We start from the raw sequence: 15,553 nt of genomic DNA on the forward strand, positions 1-15,553 counted from the left end.
TGCAAGAGGTGTGCTCCTGATGAACAAAACTCGTCATGCTCCCGATATTTGGTTGCTGATTCCCATTCTTTCTTTGCTGGTGATCGGCATGGTGATGGTATACAGCGCCGGATCTGTTTTAGGCTTCCGCAATTATGGAGATTCGTTTTACTTTGTAAAGAGGCAGCTTTTGTTTGCAGGACTGGGACTTGTTGCAATGTTTGTTACAGCGAATACAGACTACAAAGTGTTAAAAAAGCTGGCTAAGCCGGCACTGATTGTCTGCTTTATTTTGCTCGTTATGGTGCTTATTCCCGGCATTGGTGTAGTTCGCGGGGGAGCGCGCAGCTGGCTCGGAATCAGCTCCTTCGGGATTCAGCCCTCCGAGTTCATGAAGATGGGGATGATTCTATTTCTGGCGAATTGGCTGGGAAAAGAAGAGTATGATATCACCTCCTTCACTCGTGGCTTACTTCCCCCGTTAGCGCTTATCGGATCAGCTTTTGCACTGATTATGCTCCAGCCGGATCTGGGTACAGGTACCGTTATGTTTGGCGCAGCCTTAATGATGGTCTTTACAGCTGGAGCAAGAATGAAACATCTACTCTCACTAGGAGTAGCTGGGGTGGCTGGGTTTGTTGCTTTGGTTGCCGCAGCACCTTACCGGTTGCAGCGTATAACCGCTTTTCTTGATCCTTGGTCCGATCCCCTCGGTGCAGGCTACCAGATTATTCAGTCGCTATACGCGATTGGGCCTGGAGGGCTCGGGGGTCTCGGACTTGGAATGAGCCGGCAGAAGTACAGTTATGTACCTGAGCCGCAGACCGATTTTATTTTTTCTATATTGGCCGAGGAACTGGGGTTTATCGGTGGTTTGGCTGTGTTGATCCTGTTTCTTATTCTAATCTGGCGCGGAATGAAGGTGGCGATGAGTCTGCCTGACCGTTTTGGAAGCTATTTGGCCGTTGGCATCGTCTGTATGGTGGCTGTGCAAGTCATTATTAATATTGGTGTGGTCATCGGTCTAATGCCTGTAACAGGCATCACACTTCCTCTGATTAGCTATGGAGGTTCTTCACTTACACTGATGTTAACCTCCCTGGGCATTCTATTGAACTTATCCCGTTATGCGAGGTGAAAGACATGCGTATCGTATTAAGCGGCGGAGGCACGGGTGGTCATATCTATCCCGCAGTCGCTGTTGCTAGACAACTGGAATCAGAAGATAGTGAATCTACCTTCCTGTATATTGGTGGAACGCGTGGCTTAGAGAGCAAGCTCGTTCCCCAAGAGAATATCCCTTTCAAATCTATCGACATCACTGGCTTTCGGCGCAAGCTGTCCATGGACAACGTCAAGACGGTGATGCGTTTTTTAAAGGGCGTTAAGGCTTCCAAAGAAATGTTAAGAGAGTTTAAGCCTGATGTTGTAATTGGTACAGGCGGTTATGTATGTGGTCCGGTCGTTTACGCTGCATCCCGGCTGGGCATCCCAACCTTGATCCATGAGCAAAATGCTATCCCTGGTTTAACAAATCGTTTTCTAAGTCGTTACGCGAGTACAGTGGCCGTAAGCTTTGAAGGGACAGAATCTGCTTTTCCGGGGAGCAAGCACGTAATCTACACAGGTAATCCTCGGGCAACGACGGTTACTACGGCTAGTTCACAACGGGGGTTTGCCTCGCTGGGCATTCCGGATAACAGCACGGTTGTTTTGGTTGTTGGCGGCAGTCAAGGGGCTAAGGCTATTAATAAAGCCATGATTGAAATGGCCCCATTTGTGGGTAAGGGTAATGGTGTTCATTATGTTTACGTTACAGGTGAGCCTTATTTTGAGGATACCCGTGCTGAATTGCGTCAGAAGCTGGGTAGCACACCGAACTGGCTGCATGTCCTACCTTATGTTCACAATATGCCGGAGGTCTTGGCTTGTACCTCCTTAATCGTAAATCGGGCGGGGGCATCCTTTCTCGCTGAGATTACAGCGCTGGGTATTCCTTCTGTACTTATCCCTTCTCCTAATGTGACGAATAATCACCAAGAGGCGAATGCAAGACAGCTGGAACGCGAAGGGGCCGCTGTGGTGCTGCTTGAGAAGGAATTGAATGGTAAGGCGCTTTATGAAGCTGTGCAAGCAATCATTGGAACTGAAGCTGTACGCCAAAAAATGTCCGAGGCTTCCAGACGACTGGGCAAAAGGGATTCTGCTGCCATTGTCACTAACGAACTCCGAAGACTAGCCGGTAAACAGTCTTAAGCCATTAACCTTTGAGAGGTTTTTCCTTATTGGCAGCTCTCTGTCACACACTTGGAGGAACGAACATAGGATAATCCTATAATCGTGACAATCACCCAGGACACTTCCTAACCTGAAAGGTAGTGCAGGATAATCTTGTACATTTCATATGACCTTGTATCGGAAGTGTTTGTGGTGGGTGAGCGGTAATCTCGGAGGTGATACATTGGACAAATTGGTGATTGAGGGTGGAAGTCCCCTGTCAGGCACCATTCGTATCCATGGAGCAAAAAATGCGGCGCTGCCGATTCTAGCGGCAAGCCTGCTGGCCGAAGGAGTTCACTCACTGCATAATGTGCCGAAGCTGCTGGACATCGAGACTATGCTAGACATCTTGGATCGGCTGGGCTGCAGGTGCGTGCATCAAGAGGATACGGTGACGATAGATACGTCAGCCGTGGGGACATCTCATGTACCTGAGGATTTGATGCGGCAGATGAGATCTTCCATTTTTTTAATGGGACCGCTGTTATCCAGATTTGGTGAGGTAACGATCTATCAGCCTGGTGGCTGTGCGATCGGGGAGCGTAAAATCGATCTTCATTTGCAGGGTCTTAAAGCACTGGGGGCGGAGATCGAGGAAAGCAACGGACGAATATCCTGTCGGGGCTCAAAGCTTGTAGGGAGTGATATTCATCTCGACTATCCAAGTGTTGGAGCCACGGAGAATATTATGATGGCTGCCGCCAAGGCAGAGGGGACAACGACGATATCGGGAGCAGCAAGAGAGCCGGAAATACAGGATCTACAGCAATTTTTGAATAGTATGGGTGCTCAGATTATCGGTGCAGGCACGGATACCATTACGATCCAGGGTGTCAAAAACTTATATCCCTGTACGTACGAGGTAATCCCAGACCGGATAGTGGCTGGAACTGTAATGATTGCTGCGGCAGCTACACGTGGGAATGTGACCTTGACACATACGAACGCCGGGCATCTGACTTCGCTTATTCATGTGCTTAAGCGGGCTGGTGTTCAAATCACAGTATGCAATGATATAATTAATGTCAGCTGCATGGGGCGTCCGCGTGCGGTTGAGAGAATTGTAACCTCTCCTTATCCTTCTTTCCCGACGGATCTGCAATCTCAGGTCATGGTGCTGCTGTCGCTCGCTGATGGTTTTAGTGTGATCAAGGAGACGGTGTTTGAGGGACGGTTCAAACATGTGGAAGAAATGGCCCGGATGGGTGCTGACATTTCTATCGATTTGAATCGTGCGTTTATTCGCGGCGTTCAGAGATTGTATGGTGCTACTGTGGAAGCTACTGATTTGCGGGCGGGTGCAGCTCTGGTCATTGCCGGGCTTGCTGCACAAGGGACTACGGTCGTTGAGCAAGCGCATCACATTGACCGTGGTTATGATGGAATAGAGAAGCTGTTTCAGAAGCTTGGCGCGCGTATAAGCCGTAAGGTGCCTGTAACGGATCCACTTGATTTGGCCAATTAAAGCTCCCTGTCTCCTTCCAGATCTCCCAGAGAAGGAGACAGGGCCTTATTACGGAGAATATGAGAATGACTACAACCCGATTACCTCTTCTTAAAGAGGACAAGCCTAAGAAAAAAATGAGCCGTAAGATTACGGCGATCCTGCTGCTGCTGTTCACTGCGCTTCTTGCTGTGATTTTTTTTAGATCGTCTATTAGCCATATTACAGTGATAGATTTTCAAGGTAGTAAGTATTCTACTAGTGAAGAGCTACTCTCACAAAGTGGAATTAAAATAGGTGGGCAATTCTTTGCTGTATCAACGAAAGATGTGGAAGAATCTCTGCTGAAGCTTAAGACGATTAAAGACGTCAGCGTGCAGAAGGATTTCCCCGGGGTGATCACAGTGAAGATTGAGGAATTTCCAGCGGTAGCCTATGAACTGGAACAGGGAGGCCTCTTGAAGGCAATTCTGTCCAGTGGAGCTGCAGTCCCTGTTAATGAGACAGGAATTGCCGTTGAGAAACCCATATTAACGAACTGGGACCCGGAAGATCCGAATAAGGCTAAGCTTTGTCAAGCATTAGCAAGCATTCCTAATGAATTGACAAGTGATATCTCTGAGATTGTTCCCTCGCCGACCTTGTCTTTTCCAGACCGGATCAAGCTCTATACTAGATCCCGTTTTGAGGTGATTACAGCCATCTCATTGCTAAAGAGCAAGGTGTCCTATTTGAATCAGATTATAGAGACTGAACAGCCTGGACTGATTAAAATGCTAGAAGCCGATTCATATGTTCCCTTTCAGGTTGTAAGCGATGAAGAAGATGTTGCGCAAGAGTAGTGTGGAGGTAAATAGTCCCTACTAATAGAGTTAAAAAAATGCTACAATCGGAGTTACGGGCAATAAGCTATATCCCTCTTTTTTCTTCGATTTTTTTGAGATATAGTACTATATTTGGTTGAAATGACCAATTAGGCCGATATTTCTTGTGATAATTGCTATTTTTACAATAACATATGAGTAACTATTCACATTTGGGGATGTTGGAATATTATTCCGTTCAAAAAATTTGTAGAAAAAAGAGGGAAAGGATTAGGTATGTTGAATATGTACAGAGAAGTTTCCCGGGACCGGGATAAGGTAATGCAATTAATTATGATTATAACAGGAGGTGCCATAGGACTTGAGCAACAATGACATCATTGTTAGTTTGGACATCGGTACATCCAAAGTTCGGGCAATAATTGGGGAAGTTACCAATGGAACCTTTAATATTATTGGCGTTGGATCTGCCGATTCGGAAGGAATACGTAAAGGCGCGATTGTAGATATCGACCAAACTGTGCAATCGATCAAAAGTGCTATAGATCATGCAGAGCAGATGGTGGGTATTCAAATATCAGAGGTTTATGTAGGCATTTCCGGTAATCATATTGGCCTGCAATCCAGCCACGGTGTTGTGGCCGTTCAGAATGAGGATCGTGAAATCGGCGATGATGATATCGATCGCGTAATTAAAGCTGCGGAAGTCATTGCTATGCCTCCGGAGCGTGAAGTGATTGATGTTGTTCCCAAACAATTTATCGTCGATGGTCTTGAAGGAATTCAAGACCCGCGCGGAATGATTGGTGTTCGTCTGGAAGTTGAGGCAACAATCATTACGGGTGCTAAGACGCCAATACATAATCTACTACGCTGTGTTGAGAAATCAGGGCTGAAGGTAAAGGATCTTGTGCTGATGTCTCTTGGAGCTGGTGGATTGGCGCTGTCCAAGGACGAGAAATCGATGGGATCTGTTCTGGTTGATATCGGTGCGGGCTCAACAACAATAGCCATATACGAAGAGGGTTCTCTTAGTGCAACCTCCACGATTCCGATCGGAGGAGAATTCGTAACCAATGATATTGCCTACGGACTTCGGACACTTACTGATCAAGCGGAGAAGGTAAAACTTAAATATGGTTGTGCTTGGATTGACGATGCAGCCTCAGACGTTGTCTTCAAGGTATTGCGCATTGGCAGTAACGTGGAGAAGGAATTTAACCAAGAGGATCTGGCGGCCATTATCGAGCCAAGGGTGCAAGAAATATTCCACCTGATTCGTCAAGAAGTTAAACGGCTTGGTTACAGTGAACTGCCTGGAGGTTATATACTAACAGGTGGGACTGTCTCGATGCCGGGTGTATTGAAGGCTGCTCAGACCGAGCTGGCTGCATCTGTACGCATCGCCGTGCCGGATTATATCGGTGTACGGGACCCTGGGTTTACCGGCGGTGTCGGTATTCTGCATAATGTTGTCCGTAGTTTCCGTGGAAGAAACAGTGGTGGAAGCAGCAACAAAAAGACGGTCAACCGGAGCAAGCAGAACGCCACTCCGAGTCAGGAAACTGTTCAGAAGCCCGGATTTGTGGAGCGTCTAAAAAATATGTTTAGCGAGTTTATATAAGTGTAAGTCCAGATATACTTGGACCGGCCATCCAAGCACATTGAGGGGGAGATGGAACAATATGTTAGAATTTGATTTTGAAATGGAGAGCTTGGCGCAAATAAAAGTCATCGGCGTGGGCGGCGGAGGTAGTAATGCTGTCAACCGGATGATTGAAAACGGCGTTCAGGGTGTAGAATTTATTACGGTTAATACAGACGCCCAAGCGTTGCATATGGCCAAATCGGAGCACAAGCTGCAGATTGGGGACAAGCTGACCCGCGGTTTGGGTGCAGGCGCCAACCCTGAAGTCGGTAAGAAAGCAGCGGAGGAATCCCGTGATCTGATTTCGAATACCCTTAAAGGTGCAGATATGGTATTTGTTACTGCAGGAATGGGTGGCGGTACAGGTACAGGTGCGGCACCAGTTATAGCTGAAATTGCTAGAGAGTGTGGAGCCCTGACTGTGGGTGTAGTGACTCGCCCGTTCACTTTTGAAGGAAGAAAACGTTATAACCAGGCAATGCTTGGAATCGAAGCTTTGAAAGAAAAAGTCGACACGCTAATCGTCATTCCAAATGACCGTTTGCTTGAAATTGTTGATAAGAAAACACCGATGTTGGAAGCTTTCCGTGAAGCAGATAATGTTCTCCGGCAGGCTGTTCAAGGTATCTCTGACCTAATTAAGGTTCCTGGTCTGATTAACCTTGACTTTGCGGATGTAAAGACGATCATGACAGAGCGCGGTTCAGCCCTTATGGGTATTGGTATTGCAAATGGTGAGAACCGTGCGTCTGAAGCAGCACGTAAAGCCATCATGAGCCCACTCTTGGAAACGTCTATTGAAGGCGCCCGCGGCGTAATTATGAACATTACGGGAGGATCTAACCTCTCTCTATACGAAGTCAATGAAGCGGCTGAGATTGTTACATCCGCCTCTGATCCTGAAGTGAATATGATCTTTGGTGCGATAATTGATGAAGGCCTGAAGGATGATATCAAAGTAACAGTAATTGCTACTGGCTTTGAACATAAACCATCACCTGAAGCACCAGGACGCCGTCCGGTCTCGACGAATAACGAGCCAGCGGCAGCACCGGATAAGAACGCTGCTAATCTGCGTCCGTTCGGGAATCAGAATACGTCAGATCAATTAGATATTCCGACGTTCCTGCGTAACCGTAATCGTGGCAACAATGACTAATTAAATATTTTTATTAAGAGATATGAAGCACCGTATTCCCCAGCTAATAGAGCTAGGGCAATGCGGTGCTTTTTTTATGTGAAATGCTGTTCAGTAGGAATAAAACCCTCCCGCGCTATAACTCGACAAAAAAACCTTAAGAATGCCCCCCAAGTTTAGACAGACTTTGAATGCGAGACTTTTTATACTAATCATATCGTCCAAAAAAACAGAGCCTGATCTATTTTGGCTACAGGATAGATTCCGCCATAGTAAGCAGGTGAATGCACTGGTTGTTTATATTGACTTGATATTCGCCGCCAATCTAGTGATCGACGGAATTCTTTTGTGGCTGACAGGCTGGATGGTCAAGCTTAGGATATCATGGTGGCGCTTAGTCCTCTCAGCTCTGGTTGGTGCGCTGTATGTGGTGATGATGTTTGTGCCGGAGTTGTCTTTCATGTATACCTTCCTCATTAAGTTTGGATTGTCGGTGGTTATGCTATGGATTGCCTTTGGTTTTGGGAGTCTGCAAAGCTACCTTCGCACTATGGGAGCTTTTTATATTATCAATTTCGCAGCGGCTGGTGGGATTGTAGGTATTCACTATTTGCTGCAGAGCTCCGGTGATATTTGGAATGGTATTATGTTCACTGCTTCAGGAGGGCATGCTTACCGCCTAAAGATTGGCTTTTGGTTTGTAATTGCAGTATTTCCCCTGGTGTTAATCTGCTTCAAGGCAGTGCACTCCTCACGAATCAGAAGGGAGCAGCTTGAAACCTATATCGGTGAGGTGGTAGTAGAAATTGATGGAGTGACTGTTTCCTGTCCCGGCCTGCTAGACACAGGTAACCGGCTTTGTGATCCTTTGACCCGCATACCGGTGATGGTTATGGAATCTTCGCTCTGGGAGGGACATCTGCCTGAAACATGGAAAGGTAGACTCACTCAGGACGGAGCGGACAAACTTTTACTAGAAACGGACGGGCAGTCGTTTGCTTGGCAGGACAGGATGCGACTGGTGCCTTACAGGGGAGTTAACCGGGGGGCATCATTTATGCTCGCACTGAAGCCTGATCAGGTGACGATAAAGCTTGGTGAAGATATCTTTTATTGTAAAAGAGTCTTGATTGGGCTGGATGGTGGGACATTGTCGGGGGATGGAGCCTATCGGGCTGTAATACATCCTGATTTGACTCAAAAAGAGAGCGCTACTGTTGCAGCACTGCCTTCCTAATCTTTAAAGCTAGCTGAACCAAACTTCTGATGGCTGAAAGCGGGATTTGAAAGCTTCACACGCGAACCGTGCACTTCTTGGAGGAGGAACAAATAATGGTCAAATGGAAAATTGCTCTGCAGCTGCAATATTACCGCATGCTGTTTCTACTAGGGCTGAAGAGTCAGGAAATCTATTATATTGGCGGGAGTGAGGCACTTCCTCCACCGCTGACACGGGAAGAAGAAGAATATCTGCTTCAGCGGCTGTCAAGCGGCGATGCAGCTGTTCGTGCGATGTTGATTGAGCGCAATCTTCGCTTGGTAGTATATATCGCTCGTAAATTTGAGAATACCGGAATCAATATCGAGGATCTGGTTTCGATTGGCGCTATTGGCTTAATTAAGGCTGTGAACACTTTTGATCCTGAGAAAAAAATAAAACTGGCTACTTATGCATCCCGCTGCATAGAGAATGAAATCTTGATGTATCTGCGGCGGAACAGCAAGACACGGAGTGAGGTTTCTTTTGATGAGCCGCTTAATATTGATTGGGATGGCAATGAATTATTGCTTTCTGACGTATTAGGAACGGAAAATGATACCATTTATCGGAACATAGAAGAACAGGTTGATCGCAAGCTGCTGCAAAAGGCACTGGAAAAGCTGAGTGATCGGGAAAGACTCATTATGGAGCTGAGATTTGGCCTGCGCGGAGGCGAAGAAAAGACACAAAAAGATGTGGCTGATCTGCTCGGCATCTCCCAATCTTATATTTCGCGGCTGGAGAAAAGAATTATCAAGCGGCTGCGCAAGGAGTTTAACAAGATGGTGTAAGGTGAAATTAGCAAGGAATAAAATGGCGAGCCCGGGAGATAATGTACAGTAATGTTTCTCCTTGGGAGGTAAATCATCATGACCCGTAATAAAGTCGAGATTTGCGGTGTGGATACTGCTAAGCTGCCTGTTCTAACGAATGTGGAAATGCGGCAACTGTTCACTTCGCTGCAGCAGCAGGGCGAGCGATCCGCCAGAGAGAAATTGGTAAACGGTAATCTTAGACTTGTTCTAAGCGTTATCCAGAGGTTCAATAATAGGGGGGAATTTGTTGACGATTTGTTCCAGGTGGGTTGCATCGGTCTGATGAAAGCCATCGATAATTTCGATTTATCACAAAACGTTAAATTCTCCACATATGCGGTTCCGATGATTATCGGTGAGATTCGGCGTTACCTGCGTGATAACAACCCGATTCGGGTATCACGTTCTCTCAGAGATATCGCCTACAAGGCTCTCCAGGTACGCGATAGTCTGACCAATCAGAACTCGCGGGAACCGACGATATTCGAAATATCAGAAGCGCTGGGTGTGCCGAAGGAAGATGTTGTTTTTGCTCTTGATGCCATTCAGGATCCAGTGTCCTTATTCGAGCCGATCTATCATGACGGCGGCGATCCTATTTATGTAATGGACCAGATTAGCGACGATAAGAATAAGGATGTGTCGTGGATCGAAGAAATTGCATTACGTGAAGCGATGCGTAAGTTAGGACAAAGGGAGAAACGAATTTTATCCATGCGGTTTTTCGAAGGGAAAACACAGATGGAGGTCGCAGATGAGATTGGCATTTCACAGGCACAGGTCTCACGTCTGGAGAAATCTGCGATTCAGCAAATGCAAAAACACGTGAAATCTTAGAGCAGTAGCCATGAGGAGATATTCCAGAATCCGGGTTAAGGATTTTGGGTTGTCTCCTCTTTTTAATGCATGTTGACAAGCTTCCGGATCATATATTGGACTATAGGTCGGATTGTACAGGGGTGGTGAGATGAATGAGGATTATCAAGGGTCTGCCAAAAAAATGAAAATCTCAGATTTTCAGACGAAGGATGTTATCAACATTGTAGATGGCAAGCGGCTGGGGCAGATTAGTGATCTGGAGCTTGATTTGCGCCGTGGTGTCATTGATGCCATCGTTATACCCGGATACACTCGGTTTATGGGATTGTTCGGAGGCGGGACAGATCTGATTATTCCATGGCGGAATATAGTTAAGATCGGGTCCGATGTAGTACTCGTAAAGATTGAAGAGTCGCGGATGTCTCCGGGACAGGAAGAGCGTGAAACGATGTATCTGGAACGGGGAGATCGCAGCGAACGGCGCACTTATTAATTAGGTGCGTTTTTTGTTTTTTTATTTAAGAATTTAGGCGATCAGGCTTAACCGTCACTTTGTACGGGTATTTACATGTGGTACACTAAGGCGGAGGTGAGGAAATGGAACCGTTTGTGCAGGGGAAAGAAATGCTTATGCTGCTCCATCTGGAGCCTTGGCGAGTGGAGCATAACGAAATTACAGCGGGGTTTACTGGTAGACAGGGAGGGGCTAGCAAGGTGCCCTATGACAGCCTGAATTGTGCGTTTCACGTTGGGGATGCTCCTGAAGATGTCCTGAGCAATCGGAGAGCGCTTGCCGAAGCTCTTGATTTCAAGCCGGAAGCATGGACCTGTGGAGAACAAACTCATGGGGCAGAGATAGCTGTAGTAAGGGAAGTAGACCGTGGGCGGGGACAACAGGACAGAGCATCGGCATTTCAAGCTACGGATGGTCTGCTGACGGATGTGCCTGGGGTTTTGTTGACTTCTTTTTATGCGGATTGTGTGCCCCTTTATTTTTATGATCCCGTGCGTAGAGTCGTTGGTCTTGCGCATGCAGGCTGGAAAGGAACGGTGGCTCAGATTGCCGCAGCTATGGTGAGTAAGCTGCAAACGGTATACGGCAGCCATCCACATGATATTGTGGCAGCGATCGGTCCATCCATTGGCGACTGCTGTTATGAGGTGGATGATTATGTGATGGAGCATGTTCGGCAGCTGGAGGGCAGCTTGAATGAGGGGATAAAAACTTTCGATGCTGTGGAGCTTTACAGAGCCTCAGAGACTGATCAGAGTAAATACTTGCTAAACTTGAAAGAAATGAATCGACGCATTATGATAAAAGCAGGAATATTGCCGACTCATATCGAATGTACAACATGGTGTACAAGCTGTAATCGTGATTTGTTTTTTTCTTATCGCAAAGAAAACGGTATTACAGGCAGAATGACGAGCTGGATCGGAATAAAGGAGAGTTGAAAGTTGTCTTTAACACTGCAGGAGAGAATTGCTGAGGTAGAGGAACGTGTAGCACGTGCCTGTGCGGCAAGCGGCCGGGATCGTAATGACGTCAAGGTAATTGCAGTGACGAAATATGTTTCTCTGGAAATGGTATCCTCCGTATTGGAGGCAGGCCTAGAGCATGTTGCTGAGAGTCGCTGGCAGGATGCTGAGCACAAATGGAAGGTTTTAGGGGACAAAGGGACATGGCATTTTATCGGGCATTTGCAAACCAATAAGGTTAAAGACGTTATTGGCAAATTTCAATATATACACTCTTTGGACCGGATGTCTCTGGCGCAAGAATTACACAAAAAGGCGCTTGCCGCTGATCAGGAAGTGAATGTGTTTCTTCAAGTGAATATCTCTGGCGAAGATACGAAGTTTGGTCTGTCACCTGAGGCAGTACCTGGATTTTTACGTGAAATCGCTAGTTTGGACCGCGTTAAGGTAATTGGACTTATGACGATGGCACCTTTAGAAGGTGATTCAGAGCTTACCCGTCCTGTATTTCGCGGACTTCGTGAGCTGCGCGATGAGCTTAATCAACTTGCTTTGACACCTGAGCCGATTACGGAGCTGTCCATGGGAATGTCGAATGATTTTGAAGTGGCGATACAGGAAGGAGCCACCTGGGTACGCCTGGGTACGGTGTTAGTAGGCCATTAGGAGGGATCGTGATGAGCGTTATGAACCGATTTATGAGTTTTTTGGGCTTGCAGGAGGAAGAGGAAGTTGTGGAGCGGGAGCAAATCCACGAAGAGGATGAGTATGAGCCGGCCCCTGTAGAAACCCGCAAAAATCAGAGGGGCAACGTTGTCAGTATCCATTCGCAAAAAAATGTCAAGGTTGTATTATATGAACCACGTTCATATGATGAGGCACAGGAGATTGCTGATCATCTCCGTTCGCATCGGACGGTAGTAATTAACCTGCAGCGTGTTCGCAATGATCAAGCAATGCGAATTATTGATTTTCTCAGCGGAACTGTTTATGCCCTTGGGGGAGGAATCTCTAAAATTGGGGGCAATATATTTATGTGCACTCCAGATACTGTTGAAATTCAAGGCTCCATTACAGAAATCCTAGGTGACGATCAAGACTATAACAGAATGAGGTGAATGGGCTTTGCTTCAAATTGATTACATTATCGATATTTTGTTTAACATTTATTTTTACATGATTATTTTCTATGTGCTAATGTCCTGGTTACCCAACGTTCGTGATAACTTCATTGGAGAACTGCTAAGCAAACTCGTAGAGCCGTATTTAACACCTTTCAGACGGTTTATTCCACCGCTCTTCGGTACACTTGATATCTCTCCAATTATTGCATTACTTGTCTTGGAATTCGCTGCAGGCGGACTTAAATCTATCCTGCATTTGATTTTTTAGGCAATTGTGATGAAGAACGAAGTTTACGGGCATTTTCATCCCGATGAACGTCAATTTGTGGACAAGGCCTTCGAATGGGTTACCAACGCTGGAGAATATCATGAGACTAAATTAACTGAATTTCTCGATCCCCGCCAAGGTTTTATTTTGCAAACTTTAGTTAACCGCCATCCTGATGTGATTGTTAAATGGGAAGGTGGACATGCTGAGGCAGAGCGGAAGCGAGCGCTTGTCGCTCCTGATTATCGTGACCTGGATCAGGAAGACATGGAGCTGAAGGTGCTTGCAATAACCTCAGGGGAGCAGAAGTTTCTGTCTCTGGAGCACGGGGACTACATGGGTTCTATTCTGGGGCTGGGCGTTAAACGAGGCAAAATCGGTGATATTCATGTTCTGGACGATGGTTGTCATGTTGTAGTCGCTGCTGATATTGCAGATTATTTAGCTATGAATTTAACTGGAGTGCACCGGATACAGGTAAGTACGGAAGTATTACCCCTTTCCGCCTTGCGTAATAGTGAGGTTAAGCTGGAATTGATGGATTTGACTGTAGCATCCCTGCGATTGGATGGCATTGCCGCAGATGTAACACGGCTTAGCCGAAGCAAAATTCTTGCTCCCATCAAGGCTGGACGTGTTCGGGTAAACTGGAAAGTGGAGGAAGACCCATCCTGCGGTCTTAAGGATGGTGACATGGTATCTATTCAAGGCTTTGGTCGCTTCAAGGTTCTAGAGGTCGGCAGTTTGACGAAAAAGGGCCGATACCGTGTTCAGATTGGTAAATTTGTGTGAATCCCTTGCAGGAATACGGTCTTACTTGTCGAAATTGATTATTTCGAGGGAATCAAACATTTTTTAAGCTGGACGCCGATACTTTTAAGAAGAGGCGGACCATGAATGGCAGGCGGAACACAGGAACACCTTCTGCCTTTACTTGAAGTACAGTCTTTCTTCTTTGTCTGCCGCTTAGTTGCGATTTAGAGATAAAGAAGGTCCGAAATTTCTAGGAGGTGCACAGCATGCCATTAACACCGCTCGATATACATAACAAGGAGTTTTCTCGGAGACTTCGCGGTTATGATGAGGACGAGGTCAACGAATTTCTGGATCAAGTGATCAAGGATTACGAAAGCGTCATCCGTGAGAACAAGGAACTGCAGAATCAGCTTTTGTCTATTCAAGAGCGTCTGGATCATTTTGTGAATATTGAAGAAAGTTTATCGAAGACGATCTTAGTCGCTCAGGAAGCGGCGGATGATGTGAAGAACAACTCCAAGAAGGAATCCCAGCTCATTATCAAGGAAGCGGAGAAAAACGCCGATCGTATTATTAACGAAGCGTTATCCAAATCCCGTAAGGTTGCTATTGAGACTGAAGAATTGCGCAAGCAAGCTTCGATCTATCGCACTCGTTTCCGGACATTAGTGGAAGCTCAGCTGGAGCTGTTATCACAGGATGACTGGAATGCCTTAGAGAGTCGTGAGGCGAGCGAGAACGTAGCTTTCAAGGATGATGTTCTTCATCGCATCTAAAGGTTTCAGACGATAATTGGCTAAATAGAGGGAGCTATTCCCTCTATTTTTATTTTCCGATAAAATAGACCATAATAAAGTGAACTCCATGTGCAAGTACCCTCATAATAGCTAGATTGGGCGAATGGTTGTTGACATTTAGATTCAAAAAGTCTATAAATAGAACATATCTGAATAATATTTATATGTATTCGATGACGGGACAAGTACGACAAGGTAACGTTCTCCAGAGAGTCGGCGATTGCTGCGAGCCGATTGTTCGAACCCTGCCGGAAGATCTTCCCCTAGAAGTTAAGCTGAAGCGTTGATCGTGCGTAAGCCTAACCGTCTGCCGGACGTTACACCGGACCTGTGCACAAGATTTACGCGCAGGACTGAGATTGTGCTGAATACACTCCCCTTAAGGATGTGCTCATGCGCAGAATTAGGGTGGTATCGCGAGCGTCGTCTCGCCCCTTTGGGGGTGGGATGACGCTTATTTTGTTGTTCCGGGGCGGCCATCCCCCTAAATCCCCCTTTCTAAGGGGGACCCCAAGGGCTGCTGCCCTCTGGACACCCGCAAAGTAAAGCCTCGTGTAAACTAGGTACGGTGGTGGAAACGAACGGATTCATGTGGCTGAAGGAGCGGCCCTTCTTAGGCTCCCCTGGCGGGTTCGCCTGCGGGGCCTTTACGGCAAGAGCGGTGAGCGCCCAGCTGCGCAAGGTCGCCCATTGGCGCCCCGAGCGATTGCTGCCCTGCGGGATCGCGGCTCGGGAGCCAGGGCAAGAGCGGTGAGCGACCAGCTGCGCAAGGTCGCGTATGGCGCCCCGAGCAATTGCTGCCCTGCGGGATCGCGGCTCGGGTGCCCGGGCAAGAGCGGTGCGACCAGCTGCGCAAGGTCGCCCATTGGCGCCCCGAGCAATTGCTGCCCTAACGGAATCGCGGCTTGGGAGCCAGGGCAA

Annotated in this window: 16 protein-coding genes and 1 other annotated feature; all 16 genes read left to right on the forward strand. The window is 47.0% G+C overall.

Going from position 1 to position 15,553, the window contains the following annotated elements; genetic code table 11:
• Positions 1-19 precede the first annotated feature (19 nt).
• The 16 genes from spoVE to MHH63_RS04735 all read left to right on the forward strand — a co-directional run bounded on the left by spoVE (position 20) and on the right by MHH63_RS04735 (position 14,611).
• Positions 20-1,117: a stage V sporulation protein E gene (gene spoVE / locus MHH63_RS04660; RefSeq protein WP_036683647.1), complete on the forward strand. Its 1,098-nt coding sequence runs from the start codon at positions 20-22 to the stop codon at positions 1,115-1,117.
• A gap of 5 nt (positions 1,118-1,122) precedes the next feature.
• A complete protein-coding gene (gene murG, locus MHH63_RS04665; RefSeq protein WP_076179294.1) occupies positions 1,123-2,235 on the forward strand; it encodes an undecaprenyldiphospho-muramoylpentapeptide beta-N-acetylglucosaminyltransferase in 1,113 nt (370 codons plus the stop codon).
• A 205-nt stretch (positions 2,236-2,440) separates the two neighbouring features.
• Positions 2,441-3,724 carry a UDP-N-acetylglucosamine 1-carboxyvinyltransferase gene (murA, locus tag MHH63_RS04670; RefSeq protein ID WP_036683642.1) on the forward strand — a complete coding sequence of 428 codons (1,284 nt, stop codon included), beginning with the start codon at positions 2,441-2,443 and terminating at the stop codon, positions 3,722-3,724.
• A 65-nt stretch (positions 3,725-3,789) separates the two neighbouring features.
• Positions 3,790-4,545, forward strand: coding sequence for a cell division protein FtsQ/DivIB (locus MHH63_RS04675; RefSeq protein WP_076192056.1), 756 nt, complete (start codon positions 3,790-3,792; stop codon positions 4,543-4,545).
• A 343-nt stretch (positions 4,546-4,888) separates the two neighbouring features.
• On the forward strand, positions 4,889-6,151 hold the full coding sequence (ftsA, locus tag MHH63_RS04680; protein ID WP_076136520.1) for a cell division protein FtsA: 1,263 nt from the start codon (positions 4,889-4,891) through the stop codon (positions 6,149-6,151).
• A gap of 61 nt (positions 6,152-6,212) precedes the next feature.
• Entirely contained in the window at positions 6,213-7,334 is a 1,122-nt protein-coding gene (ftsZ, locus tag MHH63_RS04685) for a cell division protein FtsZ (protein ID WP_076129065.1), read from the forward strand.
• A 268-nt stretch (positions 7,335-7,602) separates the two neighbouring features.
• The gene (spoIIGA, locus tag MHH63_RS04690; RefSeq protein ID WP_076129086.1) at positions 7,603-8,550 is read left to right on the forward strand and encodes a sigma-E processing peptidase SpoIIGA; all 948 of its coding nucleotides are present in this window, start codon (positions 7,603-7,605) and stop codon (positions 8,548-8,550) included.
• Between the two features lie 92 nt (positions 8,551-8,642).
• A complete protein-coding gene (gene sigE, locus MHH63_RS04695) occupies positions 8,643-9,365 on the forward strand; it encodes an RNA polymerase sporulation sigma factor SigE (protein ID WP_036683937.1) in 723 nt (240 codons plus the stop codon).
• A gap of 78 nt (positions 9,366-9,443) precedes the next feature.
• Entirely contained in the window at positions 9,444-10,226 is a 783-nt protein-coding gene (sigG, locus tag MHH63_RS04700) for an RNA polymerase sporulation sigma factor SigG (protein ID WP_036683631.1), read from the forward strand.
• Between the two features lie 130 nt (positions 10,227-10,356).
• Positions 10,357-10,701, forward strand: a complete 345-nt coding sequence (locus MHH63_RS04705; RefSeq protein ID WP_036683628.1) for a YlmC/YmxH family sporulation protein — start codon at positions 10,357-10,359, stop codon at positions 10,699-10,701.
• A 104-nt stretch (positions 10,702-10,805) separates the two neighbouring features.
• Positions 10,806-11,663: a peptidoglycan editing factor PgeF gene (gene pgeF / locus MHH63_RS04710; RefSeq protein ID WP_340394480.1), complete on the forward strand. Its 858-nt coding sequence runs from the start codon at positions 10,806-10,808 to the stop codon at positions 11,661-11,663.
• Between the two features lie 3 nt (positions 11,664-11,666).
• Complete coding sequence (locus MHH63_RS04715; protein ID WP_340394477.1) at positions 11,667-12,353, forward strand: YggS family pyridoxal phosphate-dependent enzyme; 687 nt, start codon at positions 11,667-11,669, stop codon at positions 12,351-12,353.
• 11 nt (positions 12,354-12,364) lie between these two features.
• The gene (locus MHH63_RS04720) at positions 12,365-12,805 is read left to right on the forward strand and encodes a cell division protein SepF (RefSeq protein WP_036683619.1); all 441 of its coding nucleotides are present in this window, start codon (positions 12,365-12,367) and stop codon (positions 12,803-12,805) included.
• Between the two features lie 7 nt (positions 12,806-12,812).
• On the forward strand, positions 12,813-13,079 hold the full coding sequence (locus tag MHH63_RS04725) for a YggT family protein (protein ID WP_036683616.1): 267 nt from the start codon (positions 12,813-12,815) through the stop codon (positions 13,077-13,079).
• 9 nt (positions 13,080-13,088) lie between these two features.
• Positions 13,089-13,871, forward strand: a complete 783-nt coding sequence (locus MHH63_RS04730) for a YlmH family RNA-binding protein (RefSeq protein WP_339169298.1) — start codon at positions 13,089-13,091, stop codon at positions 13,869-13,871.
• 227 nt (positions 13,872-14,098) lie between these two features.
• Positions 14,099-14,611: a DivIVA domain-containing protein gene (locus MHH63_RS04735; RefSeq protein WP_051491297.1), complete on the forward strand. Its 513-nt coding sequence runs from the start codon at positions 14,099-14,101 to the stop codon at positions 14,609-14,611.
• Between the two features lie 185 nt (positions 14,612-14,796).
• Positions 14,797-15,071 (forward strand) — a binding site (T-box leader).
• Positions 15,072-15,553: the final 482 nt, after the last annotated feature.

Source organism: Paenibacillus sp. FSL H3-0310 (assembly GCF_038002785.1).
GTDB classification, from domain to species: domain Bacteria; phylum Bacillota; class Bacilli; order Paenibacillales; family Paenibacillaceae; genus Paenibacillus_AQ; species Paenibacillus_AQ odorifer.

Excerpts from the sequence above, each read along its gene's own strand:
- spoVE (WP_036683647.1), top strand. The coding sequence starts at position 20 with ATGAACAAAACTCGTCATGCTCCCGATATTTGGTTGCTGATTCCCATT.
- murG (WP_076179294.1), top strand. The coding sequence starts at position 1,123 with ATGCGTATCGTATTAAGCGGCGGAGGCACGGGTGGTCATATCTATCCC.
- MHH63_RS04735 (WP_051491297.1), top strand. The coding sequence starts at position 14,099 with ATGCCATTAACACCGCTCGATATACATAACAAGGAGTTTTCTCGGAGA.
- MHH63_RS04720 (WP_036683619.1), top strand. The coding sequence starts at position 12,365 with ATGAGCGTTATGAACCGATTTATGAGTTTTTTGGGCTTGCAGGAGGAA.
- sigG (WP_036683631.1), top strand. The coding sequence starts at position 9,444 with ATGACCCGTAATAAAGTCGAGATTTGCGGTGTGGATACTGCTAAGCTG.
- MHH63_RS04675 (WP_076192056.1), top strand. The coding sequence starts at position 3,790 with ATGACTACAACCCGATTACCTCTTCTTAAAGAGGACAAGCCTAAGAAA.
- ftsZ (WP_076129065.1), top strand. The coding sequence starts at position 6,213 with ATGTTAGAATTTGATTTTGAAATGGAGAGCTTGGCGCAAATAAAAGTC.
- MHH63_RS04730 (WP_339169298.1), top strand. The coding sequence starts at position 13,089 with ATGAAGAACGAAGTTTACGGGCATTTTCATCCCGATGAACGTCAATTT.
- MHH63_RS04705 (WP_036683628.1), top strand. The coding sequence starts at position 10,357 with ATGAATGAGGATTATCAAGGGTCTGCCAAAAAAATGAAAATCTCAGAT.
- pgeF (WP_340394480.1), top strand. The coding sequence starts at position 10,806 with ATGGAACCGTTTGTGCAGGGGAAAGAAATGCTTATGCTGCTCCATCTG.